Source organism: Xanthomarina sp. (genome assembly GCF_035306705.1).
GTDB lineage: Bacteria > Bacteroidota > Bacteroidia > Flavobacteriales > Flavobacteriaceae > Xanthomarina.
In genome coordinates this window covers 1-23,958 of the sequence record NZ_DATGNO010000035.1, presented here as the reverse complement: position 1 = coordinate 23,958, position 23,958 = coordinate 1, and the positions used below count along the sequence as shown (strand labels likewise).

Annotated in this window: 23 protein-coding genes and 1 tRNA gene; 14 read left to right on the top strand and 10 right to left on the bottom strand. The window is 34.9% G+C overall.

Going from position 1 to position 23,958, the window contains the following annotated elements; all coding sequences use genetic code 11:
* Positions 1-52: 52 nt before the first annotated feature.
* The 3 genes from VKY47_RS03080 to VKY47_RS03070 all read left to right on the top strand — a co-directional run bounded on the left by VKY47_RS03080 (position 53) and on the right by VKY47_RS03070 (position 5,075).
* The gene (locus tag VKY47_RS03080) at positions 53-1,411 is read left to right on the top strand and encodes an OmpA family protein (protein WP_324310263.1); all 1,359 of its coding nucleotides are present in this window, start codon (positions 53-55) and stop codon (positions 1,409-1,411) included.
* A gap of 68 nt (positions 1,412-1,479) precedes the next feature.
* Complete coding sequence (locus VKY47_RS03075) at positions 1,480-4,236, top strand: PD-(D/E)XK nuclease family protein (RefSeq protein WP_324310262.1); 2,757 nt, start codon at positions 1,480-1,482, stop codon at positions 4,234-4,236.
* Positions 4,236-5,075 carry an alpha/beta hydrolase family protein gene (locus VKY47_RS03070; RefSeq protein WP_324310261.1) on the top strand — a complete coding sequence of 280 codons (840 nt, stop codon included), beginning with the start codon at positions 4,236-4,238 and terminating at the stop codon, positions 5,073-5,075. Before VKY47_RS03075 ends, VKY47_RS03070 begins: the two co-directional genes overlap by 1 nt.
* Before the next feature lie 40 nt (positions 5,076-5,115).
* On the opposite strand, the gene VKY47_RS03065 is transcribed toward VKY47_RS03070, so the two are convergent.
* The 3 genes from VKY47_RS03065 to VKY47_RS03055 all read right to left on the bottom strand — a co-directional run bounded on the left by VKY47_RS03065 (position 5,116) and on the right by VKY47_RS03055 (position 6,476).
* Positions 5,116-5,189, bottom strand: a tRNA-Ala gene (locus tag VKY47_RS03065).
* Entirely contained in the window at positions 5,180-5,422 is a 243-nt protein-coding gene (locus VKY47_RS03060; protein WP_324310260.1) for a GIY-YIG nuclease family protein, read from the bottom strand. The genes VKY47_RS03065 and VKY47_RS03060 overlap by 10 nt, the downstream gene beginning before the upstream one ends.
* Positions 5,423-5,678: 256 nt before the next feature.
* The gene (locus tag VKY47_RS03055; protein WP_324310258.1) at positions 5,679-6,476 is read right to left on the bottom strand and encodes a universal stress protein; all 798 of its coding nucleotides are present in this window, start codon (positions 6,474-6,476) and stop codon (positions 5,679-5,681) included.
* 57 nt (positions 6,477-6,533) lie between these two features.
* Here VKY47_RS03055 and VKY47_RS03050 point away from each other — a divergent pair, with 57 nt between their 5' ends.
* The 3 genes from VKY47_RS03050 to VKY47_RS03040 are packed head-to-tail and all read left to right on the top strand — an operon-like array spanning position 6,534 to position 8,562.
* Entirely contained in the window at positions 6,534-7,034 is a 501-nt protein-coding gene (locus VKY47_RS03050; RefSeq protein ID WP_324310256.1) for a GNAT family N-acetyltransferase, read from the top strand.
* Entirely contained in the window at positions 7,031-8,365 is a 1,335-nt protein-coding gene (locus tag VKY47_RS03045) for an MATE family efflux transporter (RefSeq protein ID WP_324310255.1), read from the top strand. The genes VKY47_RS03050 and VKY47_RS03045 overlap by 4 nt, the downstream gene beginning before the upstream one ends.
* 20 nt (positions 8,366-8,385) lie before the next feature.
* Entirely contained in the window at positions 8,386-8,562 is a 177-nt protein-coding gene (locus VKY47_RS03040) for a hypothetical protein (protein ID WP_324310253.1), read from the top strand.
* 101 nt (positions 8,563-8,663) lie between these two features.
* On the opposite strand, the gene VKY47_RS03035 is transcribed toward VKY47_RS03040, so the two are convergent.
* A complete protein-coding gene (locus VKY47_RS03035) occupies positions 8,664-9,305 on the bottom strand; it encodes a 2OG-Fe(II) oxygenase (RefSeq protein ID WP_324310250.1) in 642 nt (213 codons plus the stop codon).
* Positions 9,306-9,399: 94 nt separating this feature from the next.
* Between VKY47_RS03035 and VKY47_RS03030 the strand changes: the two genes are divergently transcribed.
* Together VKY47_RS03030 and VKY47_RS03025 are read left to right on the top strand one after the other, a co-directional pair.
* Positions 9,400-9,858: a 6-pyruvoyl trahydropterin synthase family protein gene (locus VKY47_RS03030; RefSeq protein ID WP_324310248.1), complete on the top strand. Its 459-nt coding sequence runs from the start codon at positions 9,400-9,402 to the stop codon at positions 9,856-9,858.
* 212 nt (positions 9,859-10,070) lie between these two features.
* Positions 10,071-10,823: a UDP-2,3-diacylglucosamine diphosphatase gene (locus VKY47_RS03025; protein ID WP_324310246.1), complete on the top strand. Its 753-nt coding sequence runs from the start codon at positions 10,071-10,073 to the stop codon at positions 10,821-10,823.
* Here the strand turns inward: VKY47_RS03025 and VKY47_RS03020 are convergent.
* From VKY47_RS03020 to VKY47_RS02995, 6 genes are all read right to left on the bottom strand, one after another.
* Positions 10,820-12,097, bottom strand: a complete 1,278-nt coding sequence (locus tag VKY47_RS03020) for an MFS transporter (RefSeq protein ID WP_324310244.1) — start codon at positions 12,095-12,097, stop codon at positions 10,820-10,822. The genes VKY47_RS03025 and VKY47_RS03020 overlap by 4 nt on opposite strands.
* A 166-nt stretch (positions 12,098-12,263) precedes the next feature.
* The gene (recJ, locus tag VKY47_RS03015) at positions 12,264-13,955 is read right to left on the bottom strand and encodes a single-stranded-DNA-specific exonuclease RecJ (protein WP_324310243.1); all 1,692 of its coding nucleotides are present in this window, start codon (positions 13,953-13,955) and stop codon (positions 12,264-12,266) included.
* A gap of 59 nt (positions 13,956-14,014) precedes the next feature.
* A complete protein-coding gene (locus VKY47_RS03010) occupies positions 14,015-14,437 on the bottom strand; it encodes an OsmC family protein (protein WP_324310241.1) in 423 nt (140 codons plus the stop codon).
* Positions 14,438-14,754: 317 nt separating this feature from the next.
* Entirely contained in the window at positions 14,755-15,327 is a 573-nt protein-coding gene (locus tag VKY47_RS03005; RefSeq protein WP_324310240.1) for a uracil-DNA glycosylase family protein, read from the bottom strand.
* Positions 15,328-15,393: 66 nt separating this feature from the next.
* Complete coding sequence (gene rsmI, locus VKY47_RS03000; RefSeq protein WP_324310238.1) at positions 15,394-16,068, bottom strand: 16S rRNA (cytidine(1402)-2'-O)-methyltransferase; 675 nt, start codon at positions 16,066-16,068, stop codon at positions 15,394-15,396.
* A gap of 25 nt (positions 16,069-16,093) precedes the next feature.
* Positions 16,094-16,834, bottom strand: a complete 741-nt coding sequence (locus VKY47_RS02995; protein ID WP_324310237.1) for a hypothetical protein — start codon at positions 16,832-16,834, stop codon at positions 16,094-16,096.
* 103 nt (positions 16,835-16,937) lie between these two features.
* On the opposite strand from VKY47_RS02995, the gene VKY47_RS02990 reads away from it, so the two are divergent.
* The 6 genes from VKY47_RS02990 to VKY47_RS02965 all read left to right on the top strand — a co-directional run bounded on the left by VKY47_RS02990 (position 16,938) and on the right by VKY47_RS02965 (position 23,933).
* The gene (locus VKY47_RS02990; RefSeq protein WP_324310236.1) at positions 16,938-17,576 is read left to right on the top strand and encodes a thymidine kinase; all 639 of its coding nucleotides are present in this window, start codon (positions 16,938-16,940) and stop codon (positions 17,574-17,576) included.
* Between the two features lies 1 nt (position 17,577).
* On the top strand, positions 17,578-18,684 hold the full coding sequence (alr, locus tag VKY47_RS02985; RefSeq protein ID WP_324310234.1) for an alanine racemase: 1,107 nt from the start codon (positions 17,578-17,580) through the stop codon (positions 18,682-18,684).
* Positions 18,685-18,745: 61 nt separating this feature from the next.
* Entirely contained in the window at positions 18,746-19,150 is a 405-nt protein-coding gene (mscL, locus tag VKY47_RS02980) for a large-conductance mechanosensitive channel protein MscL (protein WP_324310233.1), read from the top strand.
* Between the two features lie 114 nt (positions 19,151-19,264).
* Positions 19,265-20,254, top strand: coding sequence for an aspartate-semialdehyde dehydrogenase (locus tag VKY47_RS02975; protein ID WP_324310232.1), 990 nt, complete (start codon positions 19,265-19,267; stop codon positions 20,252-20,254).
* Positions 20,255-20,375: 121 nt separating this feature from the next.
* Entirely contained in the window at positions 20,376-21,479 is a 1,104-nt protein-coding gene (locus VKY47_RS02970; protein WP_324310230.1) for a hypothetical protein, read from the top strand.
* 12 nt (positions 21,480-21,491) lie between these two features.
* Positions 21,492-23,933 carry an FG-GAP-like repeat-containing protein gene (locus tag VKY47_RS02965; RefSeq protein WP_324310228.1) on the top strand — a complete coding sequence of 814 codons (2,442 nt, stop codon included), beginning with the start codon at positions 21,492-21,494 and terminating at the stop codon, positions 23,931-23,933.
* Positions 23,934-23,958 lie beyond the last annotated feature (25 nt).

Sequence of the window (23,958 nt, the reverse complement as noted above, 5' to 3'; positions counted from 1 at the left end):
TTAACAACTTACTTTTGCTTACAATTAACACTTAAAAATTAAATATTTGAATATGAAAAATCTTAGCAGATTATTGTTCGCAATGTTGCTTATGTTAAGTTATAGCAGCATTAATGCACAAGATGAAAACAATCCGTGGGCTATTAGTCTAGGAGTAAACGCCGTTGATTTCTATCCAACAGGAGAAGACGCTCCACTGGGTGATTATTTTGATGAGTATTTTAATGCTCGTGATCACTGGAACATCATGCCTTCTTTGTCAAGCTTAACAGCTTCAAAGTATTTTAGTAATGGTTTCTCTTTTGGAGTAACTGGATCTATTAACAAAATTGAAAGTTATGGAGACGCTGAAGTTAACGATTTATCCTATTACGGGTTAGATGGAACTGTAAAATACAGTTTCGCTAAATTACTTAATTCTAAAGTTGTCGAACCATACCTTGGAGTAGGTGGTGGTTACACTTGGGTAGACAAAATTGGAGCAGGAACTCTTAATGGTGCTTTAGGTTTTAATATTTGGTTTTCAGAAAACATTGGTATAACGTTACAAAGTACGTACAAACATGCTTTTGAAGATTACTTATCTACACACTTTCAACATTATGCAGGTTTAACATTTAAATTTGGTGGAAAAGACACTGATGGAGATGGTATCTACGATAAAGATGATGCTTGTCCAGAAGTTGCTGGTTTACCAGAATTTAATGGTTGTCCTGATACTGACGGTGATGGTATTCCTGATCATTTAGACGAATGTCCTAACGAACCAGGTTTAGCTGAATTTAACGGATGTCCTGATACTGATGGTGATGGTATTCCTGATCATTTAGACGAATGTCCTACTGTTGCAGGTTTAAAAGAATTTAACGGTTGTCCTGATGCTGATGGTGACGGTGTTCCAGATCATTTAGACGAATGTCCAAATGAAGCGGGTTCTGCTGCTAACAAAGGATGTCCTTGGCCAGATAGAGATGGTGACGGTGTTGCTGATAAAGATGATTTATGTCCAGACGTGAAAGGTACTGTTGCTAACAACGGTTGTCCTGAAGTAACTGAGGAAGTTAAAAAAGCTTTAAATGCTTACGCTAAAACAATCTTATTTGATACAGGTAAATCTTCTATCAAAGCTCAGTCAGCTGAAGTATTAGCAAATATCATTGATATCTTAAATGAATATACAAATGCTAAATTTAGTATTGAAGGTCACACTGATAGTGTAGGTAGCGATGCTCTTAACATGAAGTTATCTAAAGAAAGAGCTAGTTCTGTAATGAACTACTTAATCACTAACGGAATTACTTCTAACAGACTTTCAAGTGAAGGTTTCGGTGAAACTAGACCAATCGATTCTAACAAAACTGCTGCTGGAAGAGCAAACAACAGACGAGTTGAAATTAACTTAGTAAACTAAGCTAATAAAAAACATAAAATAGTTTTAATAACGCCCCGTTTATTCGGGGCGTTTTTTATTTTTAGGGTATGACTACATTTATTCACGAGGTGTTAGAAACGCTTCAACAGAAAGGAGAAGATATTTCTAGCCTTAGCTTTGTTTTACCAAGTAAAAGAGCTGGGGTTTTTCTGAAAAACCAGATTCCACAAGTATGGGAACAAACTGTTTTTTCTCCAGAAATATTAAGTATTGAAGAATTTACAAGTAATCTATCTCAATTAAAACCAATCTCCAATACCGAGTTGCTTTTCGAGTTTTATGCGGTTTATATAAAATTAACTCCGAAAACAGAACAAGATAGTTTTGAATCTTTTTCTAAATGGGCACAACTCATTATTCAAGACTTTAATGAAATTGATCGGTACTTAATTCCCCAAAAGGAAATATTCAATTATTTAAGTGCCATCCAAGACATAAATCATTGGTCGCTTCAGGAAAATAAAACCGAATTCGTAAAAAAGTATTTGGCATTCTGGAACAAACTATATGAATATTACAATCATTTCACAGAGTATCTAACAAGTAAGAATATAGGTTATCAAGGATTAATTTATCGAGAAGCTGTAAATAATATCGAAGATTACATTCAAAATAATCCAAATAAGAAACTAGTATTTCTTGGGTTTAATGCCTTAAATAAAGCTGAAGAAACCATTATTCAAGAGTTGCTGCAAAATGGACTTGCAGAGATTTATTGGGACATGGAGCAAAGCTTTTTCGACAACCAAATGCACGATGCAGGCTTATTCACTAGAAACTATAAAGACACTTGGGCTTATTTTAAAACCAATCCGTTTCATTGGATAACCAATAATTATAAACGCGAAAAACAAATTTCGGTCTATGGAGTGCCTAAAAATGTAGGGCAAGCCAAACAAATTGGCGCCATTCTGGATGATCTTACAAGTACACAACAAAATTTAAGTAAAACAGCCATAGTGCTAGGCGACGAGACCTTGTTGCTTCCTGTTTTGAATTCCTTGCCAAATGCTATAGATGCACTTAATATTACCATGGGATTGCCTCTTAATTCGGTACCCTTGGCCACGTTATTTGAAAAGCTATTCTATCTGCATAAGGATGCGAATAAAACTTATTATTATAAAGATGTTATTGCCATTTTTTCGCATCAAAATATCAGTCCTCTCTTCGAAACAAATCAAAAAACAAAGGTCACAGAGATTATTGATACCATAAAGAAAAATAATTTAGTGTATCTCACCAGTCATCAAATTAAAGAGCTTTCAAAGCCATTTGAAGAGGTTGTTGACGTTTTGTTTGGGCATTGGGACAATAATGCTGAAACAGCGTTAAAACAGACTCAGAAATTAATTTTAATTATAAAGAAGTGTCTAGACAAGGAAAAAACACAAAACTTATTAAGCCTTGAATATCTTTATAGATTTAACGAGTTGTTTAATGAGTTAACTAGACTTCACTCCAAATATCCATACCTAAGGAATACGCTAACACTTTTTGAGGTTTATAAAAACTTATTGAGTACAGAAACCTTGGATTTTAAAGGGGAACCTTTACAAGGATTGCAGGTTATGGGAATGTTGGAATCGCGCGTATTGGATTTCGAAACAGTTATTATTTCATCAGTTAACGAAGGGGTTTTACCTTCCGGAAAAAGTAATAATTCATTTATCCCATTCGACGTTAAACTACAGTATGATTTACCCACTTATAAAGAAAAGGATGCTGTTTATTCTTATCATTTTTACAGGCTGATTCAACGTGCAAAAAACATTCATATTCTTTATAATACCGAAGCTGATGTCTTAAATGGTGGTGAAAAGAGTCGATTTATTACCCAATTGGAACTGGAGGGGATTCACAAGATTTCACATAAAATGGTGCTGCCAAATCTTAGTCTGCCTCAGGTTGAAATTAATCGAGTTACGAAAAGTCAGGCAGTTCTAAAACGTATTAAGGAGATTGCAGAAAAGGGGTTTTCGCCTTCATCTTTAACAAATTATATTAGAAATCCGATAGATTTTTACAATCAGAAAGTCTTAAAAATAGCCGAATACGAAGAAGTTGAGGAAACTGTTGCAGCGAATACCTTGGGAAATGTTATCCATAATACCCTAGAAGATTTTTATAAACCTTTTGTAGGAGAGTTTATCACCATAGAAATTATTACTAAAATGAAAACTCAGGTCGATGAACGGGTTACACATCATTTTAAGGAAATTTACAAAGAGGGAGACATTACAAAAGGAAAAAACCTGATTGTTTTTGAAATTGCAAAACGCTACCTAAATAACTTTTTAAATTTAGAAATTGAAGATGTAAAAGCTGGTAATAAAATAAAAATTCTTGCTATTGAAGATGAAAACCATGTTCAATTGAAAATGGACGAAGTAGATTTTCCAATCTTTCTTACTGGAAAAGTGGATAGAGTGGACGAATACAATGGAGCAACTAGAATTATTGATTATAAAACCGGAAAAGTGGTTCAAAATCAAGTGGAGGTTATCGATTGGGAAGCTTTAACCACAGATTATACAAAATACAGCAAATCTTTTCAGGTATTGTGTTATGCATACGCTATGTTTCATGATGGAAAAGCAACTCTTCCTTTGGAAGCAGGCGTCATTTCATTTAAAAACTTGAGTTCAGGATTTTTAAAGTTTGCTAAAAAGGAAGGTAGTCATGATAGAAATAAAAACACAACCATTTCAGAAGATATCTTGCAATCTTTTGAAGCAGAATTGAAAACACTTATTTTAGAAATTTGTAATCCGGACATAGATTTTATAGAAAAGGAGATATAATGATACAAAAGAATCGCGTTTTATATAGAAAGGAACAAAAACCAATAGTTTGGGATGCTTATTTTAACTCATCCAATACGCCAAAACCTTTGGTGATATTTTGTCATGGTTACAAAGGATTTAAGGATTGGGGTAGTTGGGATTTAGTTGCTGAAGCTTTTAAAAATGAAAATTTCTTTTTTACTAAATTCAACTTCTCGCATAATGGAGGCACTGTTGAAAACCCGATAGATTTTCCCGACTTAGAGGCTTTTGCCGAAAACAATTATAGTAAAGAACTTAACGATCTTGGTGATATATTAAAGTATTTGCTTTCTCAAGACAATCCATTTCTTAATGAAATCAACACCAAGGATGTAACCCTTATCGGTCATTCAAGAGGAGGTGGGATTGCTACTATTTTTGCTTCGGAAGATTCTAGAATAAATAACCTAATTACTTGGGCTGGTGTTTGCGATTTCGCCAAAAGAACAGCAACAAGAGGCGATTTAGAAGCATGGAGATCGGAGGGTGTTAAATATATTCTAAACGGACGAACGAAGCAACAAATGCCACATAACTATCAGTTTTATGAAGATTTTAAAGCAAATGAAATCCGTTTAAATATAGAAATGGCTACAAAGAAAATAAGAATTCCCCAACTTATTATTCATGGAGACATGGATCCATCAGTTTCTTTTAATGAAGCAAAAGCCTTGCATGGATGGAATCCAAAGAGCGTTTTAATTCCTATTGAAAACACCAATCATGTTTTTGATTCAAAACATCCATGGGAAGAAGAGGCGCTTCCAGAAAAGTTAAAAGAAGTAGTAAATAAAAGCATGGATTTTATAAAATAAAAAACGCCTTTATAAAATATAAAGACGTTTTTGCAATTTGTGGAGAATATCGGATTCGAACCGATGACCTCTACGCTGCCAGCGTAGCGCTCTAGCCAACTGAGCTAATCCCCCAAATTATTTTTTCGCCACTTTCTTCCCGCAGCAGTTTTTAAATATATTTCTCTTGTTCTAGCCAATACTCTTGTTTCAAATTCTTCAACATGAAAGATTCTCCAAGGAATATAAGCTTTTGTACTTTTCGTTTTTCCTCTATTATGCTCTTTCAACCTTTCTTGAACATTATGTGATATTCCAACATAATATCTATCAAACGTATCGCTATATAGAATATAAGTAAAATACATTACTTCAATTATTAACTCTTTTCAGTAGCGCTCCCTGCCCGACTGAAGTCGTTCAGGCGGGTAGCCAACTGAGCTAATCCCCCAAATTATTTTTTCGCCACTTTCTTCCCGCAGCAGTTTTTAAATAAAACCTCTTTTAGTGAGGTGATTTACTGAATTCGTTTAAGCTAATCTCAAATTATTTTGCAATCTTTTTAGAGATCATTCTCTAAATTGAGTTGGCAAATATAGCTCTTTTTTATAAATGGCACCTAATTTATTTTAGGCCGCTTAAAACTAAAACAGGCATGGTAGTACTTTGAAAATCTTTTTTCAAAATTGTATTCTTTTCCCAAAGTTTATTGAAAAAACCACGTTTGCGTCTAACTACACATAATAAGTCTGGATCGTTTTCTTTGTAATGTTCTAAAACCCCTTGAAAGGTGGTCGCATTTTCAGCGTATGTGGTGTTGGTAATAATAGGCGATAATTCTTCGTCTACATCAAAGTCACCCTCATTGTGAAAAGGAGTCTTCACCAATAATAAATTTACGATAGACTTAAATTGATCTTTAATTTCTAATAATGGTTTTAAAGCATCATCTTTTTTGATAACGGCAGATTTTAAAGCCATTAGGATATAAATAATTGGTTTGTATATATAGCCTTCAGGAACAATCAGGGCAGGAATATTAGTTTGCTTTATGATTTTTCCAGAAGTTTTTCCTAAGTAAACCTCTTCCCGAACAGAATTGGTTCTTGGTTCCAACATAATCAAATCAATATTTAAGGATTTAGCTCTTAATTCTAAAGTCTCTATCAACTTGCCTTTAAATGTTTTAATATGTATTTCAACCCCTTTTGTATCAACCTTGGCAACATGCGCTTTTAAAAACTCTAAACTTTCACGTTCCAAAATTTCATCAACCTTAATCATGGTTCCGGCTTTTGTATATACATTGTAAATTTGTACAACAAATAATTTTGCGCCAAAAGCTCTTGCAAAATCTACAGCATATTGTAAATGACTAACGGCGTTCTTAGACGAACCAACTGGAACTAATATATTCTTCATAATCAATAAATAAAAACTAAATTTACACGATAGTTTGTGCAAAAGTAAACATTAAAAATGATTCGGAAAGCTACTTATAAAGATATTGATAGCATTTTAGAAATAACGAGGGCTTGCGCTGTTTTTTTGAATAAGAATGGTGTTATTCAATGGAATGAGAGCTATCCAAGTAAAGACGTTTTTAAAAATGATGTGTTAAGAGAGGAATTATATGTTTTAGAACATGAGACGGAAATTGTGGGTTGCATTGTAATTTCAACATATATGGACGACGAATATACTCCTATTAATTGGTTAACCCCAAACAGGAATAACATCTATATTCATAGGTTAGCTGTACATCCAAACCGGCAAGGCAAAGGTATGGCGCGAGAACTGATGGACTTTGCGGAAACATGGGCTAAAAAAAGTAACTTTACATCCATTAGATTGGATACTTTATCGCAAAACCTGCGAAACCAAAAATTTTACGAACTTCGCAATTATAAACGCGTGGGAGAAATTCACTTCCCCAATCAAAGTGAATTCCCTTTTTATTGTTACGAGTTCGTCTTGTGAGCACAAACATTAGTTTAAAACATATTAATAAATTGGCCATTCCTGCTTTAATTGCCGGGGTGTCTGAACCTATTTTATCCCTAACCGATACGGCCATAGTTGGAAACATGGACTTAAATGCTACCGAATCTTTAGCGGCTGTTGGTATAGTTGGTGCTTTTATTTCAATGCTTATTTGGGTTCTTGGACAGACCAGAAGCGCAATTTCATCTATTGTTTCGCAATATGTTGGGGCTAATAATTTAGATAAGGTAAAGAACCTACCAGCTCAAGCCATCTTTATTATTACTTCTTTCAGTGTTTTGATTATTTTGGCCACTTATCCTTTTGCCGAACAGATTTTTAAACTTTATAATGCATCCAATCTTATTTTGGATTATAGTGTGTCTTACTATAAAATTAGAGTATTTGGTTTTCCATTCACTTTATTTACTATTGCTATTTTTGGGACTTTTAGAGGTTTGCAAAACACGTATTATCCAATGATAATTGCCATTATTGGTGCAACTTCAAATATTGTTTTAGATATTATTTTAGTATATGGAATTGAGGGCTATGTTCCAGCCATGCACATACAAGGAGCTGCCTATGCAAGTGTATTTGCCCAATTGTTAATGGCCGTTTTATCTGCGTATTTTTTACTGAAGAAAACGCCTATTTCATTAAAATTAAGTTTCCCTTTTAATAAAGAGATCAAACGTTTTACGGTGATGATACTTAATTTATTTGTTAGAACTTTAGCGCTAAACGTTACCCTTTATTTTGCAAGTGCTTTTTCTACCAGTTATGGAAAACAGTATATTGCAGCTTATACTATTGCCATTAATTTATGGTTTTTAGGCGCTTTTATTGTTGATGGATATGCCAGTGCCGGGAATATTTTATCAGGAAAACTTTTGGGAGGAAAAGAATATAGTAAGCTTATTGGACTAAGTAATAAACTGATACGATATGGAGTTTATTTAGGATTAATTCTAGCTGTTCTTGGTAGCATATTCTATTATTCCATTGGAACTATTTTTACTAAAGAACCAGAAGTATTGAAGGAATTTTATAAAATATTTTGGATGGTTCTAGCCATGCAGCCATTTTGTGCCATTGCCTTTATTTTTGATGGAATGTTTAAAGGACTTGGTAAAATGAAGGATTTAAGAAATCTTTTATTGTTTTCAACGTTCTTGGTATATGTTCCAATTTTGTTTTGGCTAGATAGCTTAGATTTGAAGCTTTATGCTATTTTTACAGCGTTTACGTGTTGGATTATAGCCCGAGGTCTTCCTTTAATTATAAAGTTTAGACGGGAGTTTTTACCTCTTAGCCAAAACCATTAACTTTAGCAAAAAATAAAATCATGTTTTCAATTATAAGTTTAGTTCAAGAGTTAGATGTCAACGAAAAAATAAAGAATGCTCCAGATAATTCTTATGAAATTGGTGTGTTTATAGGAAGTTTCGTGCCTTTTGTAATCCTTGTAATTATTGCATATGCCCTATACAGATATAATAAAAACAGAATAAATAAAGAATAATATGGATTTTTTAAACTTTTTAAGTGGAAACGGATTGTTTCTTGTGCTAGCCATTGTGCTTATAGTTATTTACGTGTATAACCGTAGAAAGAACCGTTAGTTTAACGGGTTTTTAACCAGCCTGTAATACTCATTCTTTCTGTGTTTACAGGTTTTACTTCGTGCTCTATAATCTGGCTTTCAAAAATAACCACACGTCCAGGAAATGGATAAATTACTTTTTCTTCTTCCTTTCCGTTTGGTTCTAAATACAATACCAATTCACCACCATTTTCTGGCAGCCAACCATCTTCATTTAAATAGCAAACAATAGACAGTTTGCGTCTGTCATCGTTTTTAAAAGTGTCTATATGTCTTTTGTAAAAAGTGCCTTTAGGATATAGTGCGTAATGGAATTCTTTATATGTAATTCCTAAGAAACAGGTTTTATTTAAATAATATACCAAGCTGTTTATTTTATTAAAAAATAACAGTTCGGCTTCATTAGCTTTCAATTCGTCCATCCATAAAATAACATCTCCACGGATGGATTTTATTATAATTTCGTTTACACGATTACCAATAGCTGCCTTTTTAAAAGTATCTTCTTTATGTTTTTGTATTAACGATTGTCTTAAAACCGAAACTTCTTCTGGAGTAAAAAAATCTTCTACAAGACAATATTGTTGCGCTAAAACATCCTCTATAATACGCTCGTATTGAGGGTTTTTAACAAATGGGATCTCTTCAAAGAGCTGAGTCATTTTTCTTTTTAAGATTAAAAAGGTTTCCAAATCTAGTCTAAAAATCAATTGCTTTTACAAAACGCCTATCTTTGCACTAATAATAAAATTTACAATGAGTAAGATTAGAATAACAAAGCAATTTACTTTCGAAACAGGCCATGCTCTTTATGGGTATGACGGTAAGTGTAAAAACGTTCATGGACACAGTTACAAGCTATTTGTAACAGTTATAGGAGAGCCTATTGAAGACTCTACAAATGTGAAATATGGAATGGTAATAGATTTTGGAGATTTAAAAAAAATAGTAAAGGATGAAATTGTAGATGTGTTCGATCACGCTACTGTATTTAATAAGAATACGCCACATGTGGAGTTGGCGAAGGAGCTTAAGGATAGAGGACACAGTGTGTTGTTGGTAGATTACCAGCCAACTAGTGAAATGATGGTGACAGATTTTTCTGAAAAAATTAAAAGACAATTACCAAAGCACATTTCGTTATTTTCATTAAAACTTCAAGAAACAGATACGAGTTTTGCTGAATGGTATGCGTCTGATAACAATTCCCTGTAAAAACGGGAATCTCATAACTAAAGGAAATTGTTTTATGGGCGTTCTCTAAAGAACGGGCTTTTATAATTTACCCTTTTCAAGTCTATTTATCGGTAAAGGCATGGAGCTATAAGAACGACTCTATCCTTAAGGCAATAACTGAGTTTCGATTTTAAAACTTATACATTAAGAATAAGATTCCTGCCTTCGCAGGAATTAATTATATTTACTACATGCAAATTCCCAAAGGAAAAAAAATCTATTTCGCTTCCGATAATCATCTTGGAGCACCAACACAGGAACAATCACGTCCTCGTGAAAAGAAATTTGTGGCATGGTTAGATGAAGTTAAACAAGATGCTGCTGCCATTTTTTTAATGGGCGATTTGTTTGATTTCTGGTTTGAATATAAAACCGTTGTCCCAAAAGGCTTTACCAGAACTCTTGGAAAACTTGCTGAAATAAGCGATTCAGGAATTCCTATATATTACTTTGTTGGAAATCATGACCTCTGGATGAATGGTTATTTTGAAGAAGAACTAAACATTCCTGTCTATCACAAACCTAAAGAATTTACCTTTAATAACAAGACCTTTTTAATTGGTCATGGAGATGGTTTAGGCCCAGGAGATAAAGGATACAAGCGCATGAAAAAGGTGTTTACAAATCCATTTAGCAAATGGTTATTCCGTTGGTTGCATCCAGATTTAGGTGTGAAATTGGCACAATATATGTCCGTTAAAAACAAACTGATTTCGGGCGATGAAGATGCTAAGTTTTTAGGTGAGGAAAACGAATGGTTGGTACAATATTGCAAGAAAAAACAAGAGGAAAAACATCGAGATTATTATGTGTTTGGACATAGACATTTACCTTTAAATATTGATATCAGCGAAACGTCTAAATACATTAATCTAGGCGACTGGATAGGTTATTATACTTATGGTGTTTTTGATGGAGAAGTTATGGAGTTGAGGGAGTTTTAATCATCCTTTTCATGCTCCTCAATATCTTTTCTTAAATCTAATTTTCTAAATGAAGGAGACACAATTCCAGTAGTAATTACCGTAATCAATGTCATAGTTCCTCCAAACACTACAGCTGTTACAGTTCCCATAAGTTTAGCTGTCACACCACTTTCAAAAGCACCAAGCTCGTTGGAAGAGCCAACAAACATGGAGTTTACTGAAGATACGCGACCTCTCATATGGTCGGGTGTTTTAATTTGTAAAATGGTTTGTCTAATTACCATCGAAACGCCATCGGTTACTCCACTAAAGAATAATGCGACAACGGAAATCCAGAAAATGGAAGACAAGCCAAATACAATAATACAAACTCCAAATCCAAAAACGGCTCCCAGTAATTTCATGCCAGCATTTTTACTAATTGAAAGATAAGCTGTTGCCAACATGGTTAAAAAGGCGCCAACCGCTGGAGCAGCGCGTAAAACACCAAAACCTTCACTTCCAACTTCTAGGATGTCTTGGGCAAATATAGGAAGAAGCGCGACTGCTCCTCCAAAAAGAACGGCAACCATATCTAAAGTTAGAGCCCCTAAAATAGCTTTGGTTTTAAATACAAATTCGATACCTTCTTTTAAACTCTGCATAACAGGTTCTCCTATTTTGGGATTTAAAATAGGCTTCCTTTTTATTTTAAATAGAACAACGAGCGAAAACATTACCAAGCCAAAAACAAAACATAAAGCCCAATGCACCCCAATAACACCAATTAAAACACCAGCAGTTGCAGGTCCTAAAACAGAAGCCATTTGCCAAGTCGAACTGCTCCAAGTTGCGGCATTTGGATAAGTTCTTTTTGGAACAATTAAAGCGATTAAAGAAAATATAGTCGGCCCGAAAAATGCCCGTATAAAACCTCCAAAAAAAACCAAACCATAAATACAATACAGAATGGTGTTGGTTGACCAGTCCTGTACAATTTTTGGCCAGGTCAATAGAAAAAGCCCTAAACTTATAAGTGAAAAGAAGGAAATACAAGTAACCAATAAATTTCGTTTCTCTTTTTGATCCACAATATGTCCTGCAAACAAAGCCATAGATAACGCTGGAACTATTTCCATAAGACCTATTAAGCCAAGAGATAGAGGGTCTTTGGTGATACTATACACTTGCCACTCTATAATAATAAACTGCATGGACCAAGCAAAAACAAGAGCAAAACGAACAAGTAAAAAAATATTGAATTCTTTAATTCTTAAAGCTGCGTAAGGATCTTTTTTAATGGGATGTTTCATAATATCCAAGCTTTTTAGTTCTGAATCTTTTGGCTAGAAATCTAAAAAACATCTTTAAAATTATGTACAAATGTATATTAGAAATATGTTTTATTTTAGTTTTTATTGAAAATCTGAAATACTTAAAGGAGACTTTCAACCTTAAAGTGTGAAATTTACAAGCTTCTTATTCTCTAAGATCTCTTAATTTTAATTGAAGTGAAGTTTTGCCTTGCCAATGGTTTTCGTCTATGGTATAAACAGCCTTAAATAGTTTTTTGTTTTCAATAAAGCTTAATTTGTCTCCTAAATTAAAACCAATACAGACTAATTTTTCATTTCCAGTTTGTGAAACAGTTATTCGTAAGTGTTTATCATCTTCTCCTACACATTTTCCATAGCCAGTATCTTTTAGGTGTTCCGTCATGAAAACAGGCGTCATATTTCCTGGTCCAAAGGGTGCAAACTGACTTATAATTCGCCATAATTTATCATTTACTTGATGTAGATCGATAGATAAATCTATTTTAATTTCTGGAACTAATAGGTGTTTATCAATAGTTCGAGAGACTTCATCTTCAAAGGCTTGTTTAAAAACCTCATAGTTTTCTTCTTTCAAAGTTAATCCGGCAGCATATTTATGGCCGCCAAATTGTTCAATATGTTCACTACACGCTTCCAAGGCATTATATACATCAAAACCAGAAATGGAACGTGCCGATGCAGCAAGTCTGTCACCACTTTTTGTAAACACCAAGGTTGGTCTATAATACGTTTCAATTAAGCGTGAAGCTACAATTCCAATGACGCCTTTGTGCCAAGTTTCGTGATATACAACCGTTGTAAAGCCTTCATGTTCTTTATTGGTTTCTATTTGTAGAAGCGCTTCGTCTGTAATTCGTTGGTCTGTTTCACGTCTGTCTGTGTTAAAAGCTTCAATTTCTTCGGCATACGTTTTCGCTAATTCAAAATCGGTTTCACTTAACAGTGCGACAGCATAATTTCCATGTTTCATACGCCCAGCAGCATTTATTCTTGGAGCGACTATAAAAACAACGTCCGTTATTGTTAAGTTTTCTTTTTTAACCTGTTCGATGATAGCTCTAATTCCTGGTCTTGGATTGGTATTAATTACGTGTAAGCCCAAATAAGCCAAAACCCTATTTTCTCCAACAATTGGTACTATATCTGCTCCAATGGCAGTGGCCACCAAATCCAAATATTCGGTTAATTCTTCTACCGATTTTCCTTCTCTCGAAGCCAAAGCTTGAATAAGCTTAAATCCAACACCACACCCACAAAGTTCTTTAAATGGGTAATTGCAATCGTCTCGTTTTGGATCTAAAACCGCTATGGCATCTGGAAGTTCTTTTCCAGGTCTGTGATGATCGCAAATAATAAAATCAATTCCTTTTTCTTTGGCGTAAGCCACTTTATCAATGGCTTTAACACCACAATCCAAAGCGATAATTAGTGTGAAATCATTGTCATGTGCAAAGTCGATTCCTTTTATGGATACGCCATAACCTTCATCGTATCTATCGGGAATATAGGTAGCAATTTGTTCGGTTCTGGTTTTTAGATAAGTGGACATTAACGCAACCGAAGAGGTGCCATCCACATCATAATCTCCAAAAACGAGGATGTTTTCGTTATGAGATAAAGCTAGTTCGATGCGTGCAACTGCTTGATCCATGTCTTTCATTAAAAACGGATCGTGCAATTGCTCTAAACTTGGTCTGAAAAACGTTTTAGCAGTTTCATAAGTTTCAATGCCACGTTGTAAGAGTAAAGTAGCCACCACCTCATCTACTTGAAGCGTTTTCTGTAAGGAAGCTAACTTTTCAGCCTCTGGTTTTGGTTTAATGGTCCAACGCATGGAAAAAGTTTTAAATTATAAGTGTCTAGAATTTTAGTAAACTCTAGGCACTCAAAAAACTACTTATTATGATAATGTATAGACGTTTTTACAGTGGCAAACTTGCGAAACATTTCCATGACCCCGCAGTATTTTTCAATAGATAAATCGACGGCTTTTTTAATTTTGTTTTCGTCTAGATTCTCACCATAAAAATGATATTCTAAAGAAACCGTATGGTAATATTTTGGATGTTCTTCGGTTAATTCGCCATAGGTGTCCATTCTAAAATCGGAGATTTTCACTTTCATCTTGTCTAAAACAGATACGACATCCAATCCTGAGCAGCCAGCAAGTGCTGAGAGCATCATGGCCTTTGGACTTAAGCCAGAACTATGTCCACCATGTTCTGGAGACGTGTCCATTAATACGGTTTTTCCGTTTGGATTATCGGATTCAAATTGCATATTGCCTTTCCAGTGGGTAGTTACTTTGTTTGTCATTTTTTAAGATTTAAGTTAAAAGTGCCTGAAGTATATTAAAGTTAAGAATCACAAAGTTAAAATTATGAGAACATAAAAATCACTTTAAGTATATTGGGTACTTAGAATTCTAGGCACTCAAAACTCTTATAACTTTAGACACTATGTTTAATCAAAAATACCAATAAATATTTGACTATGCTATTGAAATGGATTTTAAGGGAGAGATGATTAGGAGAAAGATTAACTGTAAGTAGTTTTTGCTACGAACCTATTTGGCGCTAAGTATGTGCACGAATATTTTTCTTGATTATTCTCCGAAATTCTATGTAATATCATTATTTCAAAAGATATGCAACCCGTTCCTGCAACACAGGAATAACTTCCTTCTCAAACCAAGGATTCTTAGTTAGCCAAAACCGATTTCGTGGTGAAGGATGAGGCAAAGGCAAATAGATGGGTAAATACTCCTTATAATTGGCAACTGTTTCGGTTAAGGTTCTTTTAGCTTTTTCTTTTAAATAGTATTTCTGTGAATACATGCCAATAAGAATAATCAATTCGGCATTTGGCATATTATCCAATAGTTTTTGATGCCATTGAGGTGCACATTCTGGTCTTGGGGGTAAATCGCCAGATTTTCCTTTTCCTGGATAGCAGAATCCCATTGGAACTAAGGCTATTTTGGTTTCGTTGTAGAATACATCGTTGGTTACATTTAACCACTTTCTTAATTGCTTTCCACTTGGATCGTCCCAAGGAATTCCTGTTTTATGGACTTTTAAGCCTGGTGCTTGACCAATAATAATTATTTTGGAGTCTGAATGAGCAGATACAATAGGTCTCGGGCCAAGTGGGAGATGTTCTTTACAAATGGTGCATTGTCTGATGTTGTGTAACAGTTCCTTCATGAGTTTGTGTTTATTATTTTAATCAAGAACAAAAACTATAAAAACTTGTTTTTTGTAGAAATAATATTATTGGATTTTACCACCGACTATTATTACAATTTCCCCCTTTGGAGGTTTGTTGGTATAATGTTCTAGTACTTCTTTGGCAGTACCTCGAATGGTTTCTTCATAGAGTTTGCTTAATTCACGAGATACGGAAACAGGTCTGTCTTCCCCAAAATATTCACAAAAATGGGTAAGGGTTTTAATAAGTTTATGCGGACTTTCGTAAAAAATAATGGTCCTAGTTTCTTCGGCTAATAGCAAAAGCCTGGTTTGACGTCCTTTTTTAACTGGTAAAAACCCTTCAAAGACAAATTTGTCGTTTGGTAAACCACTATTTACTAGGGCTGGAACAAATGCTGTGGCTCCAGGTAGACAGTCCACTTCAATGTTGTTTTCAATGCAAGCACGAGTAAGTAAAAATCCAGGATCTGAAATGGCTGGCGTTCCTGCATCACTAATTAAAGCCATGCTTACACCACTTTTTAGTTTGTTAATTAACCCTTCAAGCGTTTTATGCTCGTTGTGCATATGGTGCGATTGCGAAGGTGTTGAAACTTCAAAATGCTTTAATAGTTTTCCTGAAGTACGGGTGTCTTCAGCTAAAATTAAATCCACTTCCTTCAAAACCTCAACGGCTCTAAAAGTCATGTCTTTTAAGTTTCCTATGGGTGTTGGTACAATATAAAGTTTACTCATAAATATTTCCTATGGAAATGGGAATCTAATTAAATTTACTTTCAAGAATTTCCATAAAGCGATGTTCAAATTCTTCTTTGTCTTTCCAGTTATTATAATCTGGTTTCACCACATTTTGAATGAGGTTTTCAGCTTCTTTAAAAGAAGTTGAGGTGTTTATTTGTGAAAGAACTCGATCGTAATCAGTAGCTTCACCATTAAAAAGATGTTTAATAAAAGCTAATTTATCATTTAAACCAATATGCAAACCACCACCTTTAAGTTTATCGTTTAACGACTTTTTTGTGTCGTCTTTTTTAGTCTCGGTGGTTACAGGATCAAATTCCGGCATGTCACTAAAACCTGCGGTTATTTCATCAAAATCGTTTTTATGGTACTCTCTTTTAGAAGTAGCTTTTTCAAAAATAGCATCTATATGTTGGGCTTCTTGAGGCATTTGAGCCACCATATCTTTTATTTTCTCAATAGCTGGCTCCATAATATCGTCGTGCTCGCTATCGTCTACATTTACATAAGTTTTATCTTCAAATTCTATGTTGTCACTCACTGTGTTATTAAATGCTACATCCAACATGCCAAAAAAAGAGGAGTCACTTCCAATAGTAGGTAAATCTTTATCGAAATTCTCTTTTGCAAATTTTAAAACGGTTAGTTTCTCGTAAAGTGCTGCCACCTCTTTATGCATTTTATCTATATTGTCCTTGCCTTTTAACTGAAGAATTCTATGGGCAATGCTCATTAATTCTGCTTCAAGTTTCTTTTTCATAACTTTTAAAATTTAATCTATTTTATGCGTTTGATTTTTAATAAATTTGCGTCACCTTTATACAAAACGAAATGTCGATTTGTTTTAGTGTTAAAATTACAAAATGTTTCTCGAAAATACAGTAAATCATAAAGAACAATTTGGTTGGATTGAAGTAATCTGCGGTTCCATGTTCTCCGGAAAGACGGAAGAATTAATCCGTAGACTTAAACGTGCGCAATTTGCAAGGCAAAAAGTGGAGATTTTCAAACCCGCCGTCGATGTGCGTTACGACGAAGGTATGGTGGTCTCTCACGATGCCAATCAAATCCGTTCTACTCCAGTTCCTGCTGCAGCTAACATTCCTATTTTAGCCGATGGGTGTGATGTGGTAGGCATTGATGAAGCCCAGTTTTTTGATGACGAAATTGTTCGCGTATGTAACGATTTGGCCAATAAAGGCGTTCGAGTAATTGTTGCTGGCTTAGATATGGATTTTAAAGGAAATCCCTTTGGACCAATGCCTAGTCTTATGGCGACTGCCGAATATGTTACTAAAGTTCATGCTATTTGCACCAGAACAGGAAATTTGGCACAGTATAGCTATAGAAAATCTGCAAACGATAATTTGGTTTTATTAGGGGAAGTAGATGAATACGAACCTTTAAGCCGGGCAGCTTATTATAAAGCCATGACACGAGATAAAGTAAGGAATATGAAGGTGAATGATGTCGAGGAAGTCTCCCCAAAATCTGATAAGTAGCATGTTACAAACAAAAGAAACTCTTCTTGAAATAGATTTAAAAGCACTTAAACATAATTTTGAATACCTTAAAACCCGAATTACCAACGGCACTAAATTTATGGCGGTTGTAAAAGCATATGCTTATGGAAGTGATTCTCAAGAAATAGCTGCTTATTTACAGGGTTTGGAGGTGGATTATTTTGCAGTGGCTTTTGCAAACGAAGGGGTTGCATTAAGAGATGCCGGAATAACCAAACCCATTTTGGTTTTGCATCCACAGCCTATAAATTATAAAACACTTATTGCACGTTGTTTAGAACCGAGCTTGTACAATTTTAAGAGCTTTAATAAGTTTTTAGAAGCTGCTTTGGAAGAAAAACAACAAAACTATCCCGTTCATATTAAATTCAATACGGGTTTAAATAGATTGGGTTTTGATGAAGTGGATATTGAAGAGATAAATAACAAGTTAAAAACAAATTCTTCGGTAAAAGTAAGCTCTATTTTCTCTCATTTAGCGGCTAGTGAAGATTTAAATGAGACGGAATTCACCTCAAACCAAATTCAGGCTTTTAAATCCATTTCAAATAAATTTATTGAAGGTATTGGATATAAACCCATGCTACACCTATGTAATACTTCGGGAATTCTAAATTATCCCGAAGCTCATTTAGACATGGTTAGAAGTGGAATTGGACTTTATGGCTTTGGGAATTCTAAAAAAGAAGATGTCCATTTCACACCTATAGCTACTTTAAAATCGGTTGTTTCTCAAATTCACAGCATAGAAAAAGGGGAAACTGTTGGTTATAACAGAGCATTTAAAAGCGATAGATCCATTCTAACGGCCACCATTCCAATTGGGCATGCCGATGGCATTGGAAGACAATATGGAAACGGAAAAGGTTTTGTAACCATACACGGAAAACCAGCTTATATTGTTGGAAATGTATGTATGGATATGATTATGGTAAACGTAACAGATATTGAATGTCAAGAAGGAGACGAGGTGATTATTTTTGGCAAACATCCTACAGCTTGTCAATTTGCGGAAACGGCAAATACCATTTCTTACGAAATAATCACAGCCATATCACAACGTATTAAGCGATTGATAATTAAATAATTTTCATTTTATTTTTTTTTAATTAAATTCGTACTTAAACTAATCATTAAAAACACTAATTATGTTAAAAGAATTTAAGGAATTTGCCATGAAAGGCAATCTGGTTGACATTGCTGTTGCCTTTGTAATGGGTGCTGCCTTTAACAAAGTAGTTGCTTCGTTTACCGGTGGAATTATTTCTCCTTTGGTAGGATTGATTTTTAAGTCGGATTTTAAGGATTTGAAATATGTAATTACCGAAGGCGCTACTAACGATGCTGGCGAGGTTGTTGGAGAAGTTGCTATATTATATGGTGATTTCTTAACCAATGTTATCGATTTTATCATTGTAGCGTTTGTTATGTTTATGGTAATAAAAGGAATTAATAAAATGAAGAAAAAAGAAGAGCCAGCACCTGCTGCACCTGCTGGACCTTCTCAAGAAGATTTATTAGCAGAGATAAGAGATTTATTAAAAAAACAATAACTCTTTTCCAATACAACAGCAAGCAGCTTCAATTTTTTGAAGCTGCTTTTTTATGCTTTTTTTTGAATGTTACCCTAATATAATTTATAAATTTGCGATTAAATTAAACATGTCATGAAAGTAGCAATAGTAGGTGTCACAGGAATGGTTGGAGAAGTTATGTTGAAAGTTTTGGAAGAACGTCGTTTTCCTGTAACTCAATTAATTCCAGTAGCATCAGAAAGATCTGTTGGAAAAATCATTTCCTTTAAAAACGAGGATTATCCAGTAGTTTCCTTAGAAACGGCCCTTGCTATGAAACCAGATATTGCTTTGTTTTCGGCAGGAGGAACTACTTCTTCGGAATGGGCTCCAAGATTTGCTGAAGTGGGCACAACGGTTATCGACAATTCGTCGGCTTGGCGAATGGATCTAAGCAAAAAGCTGATAGTTCCTGAAATAAACGCCAACACACTTACTAAAGAAGACAAAATTATTGCTAGTCCAAACTGTTCAACTATACAAATGGTGATGGCTTTGGCACCTCTTCATAAAAAATATAAGATTAAGCGTGTCGTTGTTTCTACGTATCAATCCATTTCGGGTACTGGCGTAAAGGCTATTAAGCAATTGGAAAACGAACTTGCTGGAATAAAAGGAGAGATGGCTTATCCGTATCCTATTCATAAAAACGCTTTACCACATTGCGATGTGTTTCTGGACAATGGTTATACCAAAGAGGAAATGAAATTGGTTCAAGAAACCCAAAAAATCTTGGACGATAGAACCATTGCGGTTACTGCAACTGCCGTTCGGATTCCAACTTCTGGTGGCCATAGTGAAGCTGTAAATGTGGAGTTTGAAAATAACTTCGAAGTTACAGATGTTCGCGTGCTTTTAAGCAATACTCCTGGAGTTGTAGTACAAGATAATGTGGAAGTTAATACCTATCCAATGCCTATTTATGCACATGGTAAAGACGATGTGTTTGTGGGAAGAATCCGGAGAGACGAGTCGCAGGAAAACACCTTGAATTTATGGATTGTTAGCGATAACCTTAGAAAAGGAGCTGCTACAAATACAATTCAAATAGCTGAATATTTGGTAAAAAACAAACTTGTTTAACAACTTTCTGTATTTCTCATATTATTATAAATGTAATTTCATCTAATTTTTATTAGACTTATAGTATCTTTATCCTTAAATAATTAGATTTTTTTCTATATTACGCGTTATTTATTGATAAATGATTAATGGTTGTGTTTTTAGGTGTGTAGTTTTATTTTGTTGCATCGGGATTTTCTCTTGTGCATCAGACGACGACTATGTCTCAAATCCAACTCCAGAACCAGGACCAACATCTCCAGTAAATTTTAATATAGATGAGGTTCCTTATCAAACACTTTCAGAATACAACTTTTTTGAAGACGAACTCAAGAATTTAATTCCAGTTTATGGGGTCGTGCCTTATGAACTTAGTTCAGCTCTTTTTTCCGATTACGCACTTAAAAAACGATTTCTTTGGATGCCAAAAAACGTAAGTGCCAGTTATATGGACGACAGTTCCATTTTCGATTTCCCCATAGGAACAGTTTTGATAAAGAATTTTTATTATGAAAATGTGCTTCCAAATTACCAAACAAAAATTATTGAAACAAGACTCATGATTAAAAAAGCCGAAGGATGGGTTTTTGCTGAATATGTTTGGAACGATGCCCAAACAGAAGCTGTTTCCGATTTAAATGGACGAGATGTTTTTGTTCAATGGGAAAAGAATAACGAAGTATCAAGCGTTAATTATAGGGTGCCATCTGGTCCAGAATGCCATACCTGTCATAAAACGGGAGATGTTTCCATTCCTATTGGCCCTAAACCAAGAAACATAAACACCCTTTTTAACTATGGATCAAGTACTAAAAATCAATTGGAAAAATGGGTAGAAATGGGTTATTTGGAGGCATCTTATCCAAATAATATTGAAACTTTAGCTAGTTGGGAAGACAGCTCGAAGTCTTTAAATTTAAGAGCTAGATCTTATTTGGATATTAACTGTGCGCATTGCCATTCGGCTGAAGCGCATTGTGCATACAGACCCATTAGATTCGATTTTAATTCTACCGAAAACCCTGTAAATATGGGAATTTGCGTGGAACCAGATACCGAAATTATTGGAGCAGGACTAACACATATTGTAAATCCAGAATCTCCTAGTAGATCGGTTTTATTTTATAGAATGAATTCTGTTGAAGAATCCACAAGAATGCCTCTGTTAGGAAGAAGCCTAAAGCATGAGGAAGGCGTTAGTTTAATCCGGGATTGGATTAACTCTTTAACGCAAGAATGCAACTAAAAACCTAAGAACATGAAAAAAATTATTTTACTATTAAGCTTGCTGCTAAGTATTTCTAGCGCCATGGCGCAAGTTTTGAATCAGGCGGCTAATTGGCCCAATTCCAATTGGAGCTTAGCGGGTTCTTATAGCACAGATCCTTTAGTGTTTACAGGAGATCCCACCAATGGCTCGTCACATTTTTCTTTTGATGACGATCAAGGAGGAAGTTCCTCCGTAAACAATGTGGCTGTGCAATCGCCTATAATAAACTTAACAAATGCTTACAATGCAGGACAGACTATTTTAGAGGTGCATTCAACCTATGTTTTAAATGTATATCAAACGGAAAGTATTACCATTCAATATTGGGATGCGGATGCTGGCTCATGGTATAATTGGGGAACACCTTTTGTAACAGACACTACAAATCCACCAACCTATAATTTTTGTGCTGGGAATTTTGATGCCTTTGAAAGTGCCGGTTTAAATATTTCTAATTTTTCAAATAACCAATTAACAGGATTTAAATATCGCATTCATTATAACGATAATGGTTCTTTTGGATGGGGCATGTGCTTTGCGTCGCCTTCCATAAGCTCTGCTTTTCCGCCGCCATGTTTAATGGTTTCAAATTTAACGGTTTCTAATATTTCACATAACTCGGCAGATATTAGCTGGCAAGAAGAAAGTAATGAAACAGCATGGGAAATACTTGTGCAATTGGCAGGAACAAATCCACCAACAACTGGTGTAGCCACAAGTTTGAATAATCCATATCCTGCGATGGGTTTAAACCCCGACACGAATTATAAAGCCTATGTTCGAGCAAATTGTGCAAACGATGGTTTTAGCGAGTGGCTTTCCATAGGTTTTAGAACCAATGAGCAACCTCCAAATCCAGGGGATTTTGTTTTTATTAGAGATAACAGCATCACCATGGGTGGAACTAGTTTCGCTGTAGTAGATATGAATAATGATGGTTTGGACGATCTGGTGGCAGCTACTTCGTCGGGCATCCATATTAATTATCAAACAGCTGGAGGATTTAATTTAGTTGGTTTTTCTGCTCCAACAAACTATGGACCTTCCTGGAGTATTGCTGCCGGAGATTTGGATGGCAATGGATATAACGATTTAGTTTATGGGGGTGGAGGCGGAGTTTCTATTGTAAAGGCTAATGTGGACGGCACATCATATTCAGAGCATTTTAGCACCACGTCTTATGTTTTTTCGCAACGTTCCAATTTTATCGACCTAAATAACGATGGGTATTTAGATGCTTTTGTTTGCCATGATGTGGCTCCAAATGTTTATTTTATTAATGATGGAACAGCAAATGCCGGTTTAACTTTCTATCAAGGCCCATCTTCGGTACTGCCAAATGGAATTGGAATACATCCTAACGGTGGGAATTATGGTACAGTTTGGGTTGATTATGACAACGATAGAGATCCAGATTTGTTTATTGCAAAATGTAGAGGAGGAAATGTCACCCATAAAATAAACGAACTTTGGCGAAACGATGGAAATGGCGTTTTTGTAGAAGTAGCACAAGGAACAAATATGGCAGATCCAATACAAACATGGTCTTCCGCTTGGGCAGATTTTGATAACGATGGCGATATGGATGTGTATATAGGAGCCAGTGCAACGTCTGATGGAACACACAAATACATGATTAATAATGGAGATGGGACGTTTACAAACGCAACGGCAACAGCAAATATTGCAAATGCCCCTTATGGCATTGAAAATGCACCAGGAGATTTTAATAACGATGGCTATGTGGATATTTTAACCAATGGAAAGATTCTACTTAATAATGGAGATAACTCCTTTACGCTATATAGTACAAACATGCCTCCAAGTGGTGCTATTGGTGACGTGGATGGAGATGGTTTTCTAGATGTTTTTAACGGAAACCTCTATAAAAACAATGGCGGAAATGGAAATAACCATATCATGATTCGCACAATTGGGGTTGAAAGTAATTACAGTGGAATTGGCGCTAGAATCGAAATCCATACAGATTCTGGTACGCAAATTAGAGATGTAAGAAGTGGCGAGGGTTTTGAGTTTATGAGCTCTCTTAACGTGCATTTTGGTTTAGGAACCAATACGGCTATTAATAACATGGTTATTTATTGGCCCTCTGGAATTGTAGATAATATTCAAAATCCAGCAATTAATACACTTCACACCATTGTTGAAGGCCAGTCCTTAAGTATTCAAGATGAAACCCTTTTGGATTTAGTGATGTATCCTAATCCAACCGAAAATGTTTTGAACTTCACGTCTTCTACTGATATTTCAAATAAAGTAGCTACTGTTTTTGATGTAAATGGAAAAAGAGTGTTCAGCTCTAAATTAAATAAAAACACCTTGGATGTTTCGAAACTTCAAAGTGGTTTCTATATTTTAAGATTGGAAGAAAAAGGAAAAATCATCAATAAGAAATTTATTAAAAAGTAGTTTAAACCAAATTTAAAAAGCCGCT

Bases quoted from the DNA above. Each gene is read 5' to 3' on its own strand.
- VKY47_RS03080 (WP_324310263.1), top strand. From the start codon at position 53: ATGAAAAATCTTAGCAGATTATTGTTCGCAATGTTGCTTATGTTAAGT.
- VKY47_RS03075 (WP_324310262.1), top strand. From the start codon at position 1,480: ATGACTACATTTATTCACGAGGTGTTAGAAACGCTTCAACAGAAAGGA.
- VKY47_RS03070 (WP_324310261.1), top strand. From the start codon at position 4,236: ATGATACAAAAGAATCGCGTTTTATATAGAAAGGAACAAAAACCAATA.
- VKY47_RS03060 (WP_324310260.1), bottom strand. From the start codon at position 5,422: ATGTATTTTACTTATATTCTATATAGCGATACGTTTGATAGATATTAT.
- VKY47_RS03055 (WP_324310258.1), bottom strand. From the start codon at position 6,476: ATGAAGAATATATTAGTTCCAGTTGGTTCGTCTAAGAACGCCGTTAGT.
- VKY47_RS03050 (WP_324310256.1), top strand. From the start codon at position 6,534: ATGATTCGGAAAGCTACTTATAAAGATATTGATAGCATTTTAGAAATA.
- VKY47_RS03040 (WP_324310253.1), top strand. From the start codon at position 8,386: ATGTTTTCAATTATAAGTTTAGTTCAAGAGTTAGATGTCAACGAAAAA.
- VKY47_RS03035 (WP_324310250.1), bottom strand. From the start codon at position 9,305: ATGACTCAGCTCTTTGAAGAGATCCCATTTGTTAAAAACCCTCAATAC.
- VKY47_RS03030 (WP_324310248.1), top strand. From the start codon at position 9,400: ATGAGTAAGATTAGAATAACAAAGCAATTTACTTTCGAAACAGGCCAT.
- VKY47_RS03025 (WP_324310246.1), top strand. From the start codon at position 10,071: ATGCAAATTCCCAAAGGAAAAAAAATCTATTTCGCTTCCGATAATCAT.
- VKY47_RS03020 (WP_324310244.1), bottom strand. From the start codon at position 12,097: ATGAAACATCCCATTAAAAAAGATCCTTACGCAGCTTTAAGAATTAAA.
- recJ (WP_324310243.1), bottom strand. From the start codon at position 13,955: ATGCGTTGGACCATTAAACCAAAACCAGAGGCTGAAAAGTTAGCTTCC.
- VKY47_RS03010 (WP_324310241.1), bottom strand. From the start codon at position 14,437: ATGACAAACAAAGTAACTACCCACTGGAAAGGCAATATGCAATTTGAA.
- VKY47_RS03005 (WP_324310240.1), bottom strand. From the start codon at position 15,327: ATGAAGGAACTGTTACACAACATCAGACAATGCACCATTTGTAAAGAA.
- rsmI (WP_324310238.1), bottom strand. From the start codon at position 16,068: ATGAGTAAACTTTATATTGTACCAACACCCATAGGAAACTTAAAAGAC.
- VKY47_RS02995 (WP_324310237.1), bottom strand. From the start codon at position 16,834: ATGAAAAAGAAACTTGAAGCAGAATTAATGAGCATTGCCCATAGAATT.
- VKY47_RS02990 (WP_324310236.1), top strand. From the start codon at position 16,938: ATGTTTCTCGAAAATACAGTAAATCATAAAGAACAATTTGGTTGGATT.
- alr (WP_324310234.1), top strand. From the start codon at position 17,578: ATGTTACAAACAAAAGAAACTCTTCTTGAAATAGATTTAAAAGCACTT.
- mscL (WP_324310233.1), top strand. From the start codon at position 18,746: ATGTTAAAAGAATTTAAGGAATTTGCCATGAAAGGCAATCTGGTTGAC.
- VKY47_RS02975 (WP_324310232.1), top strand. From the start codon at position 19,265: ATGAAAGTAGCAATAGTAGGTGTCACAGGAATGGTTGGAGAAGTTATG.
- VKY47_RS02970 (WP_324310230.1), top strand. From the start codon at position 20,376: ATGATTAATGGTTGTGTTTTTAGGTGTGTAGTTTTATTTTGTTGCATC.
- VKY47_RS02965 (WP_324310228.1), top strand. From the start codon at position 21,492: ATGAAAAAAATTATTTTACTATTAAGCTTGCTGCTAAGTATTTCTAGC.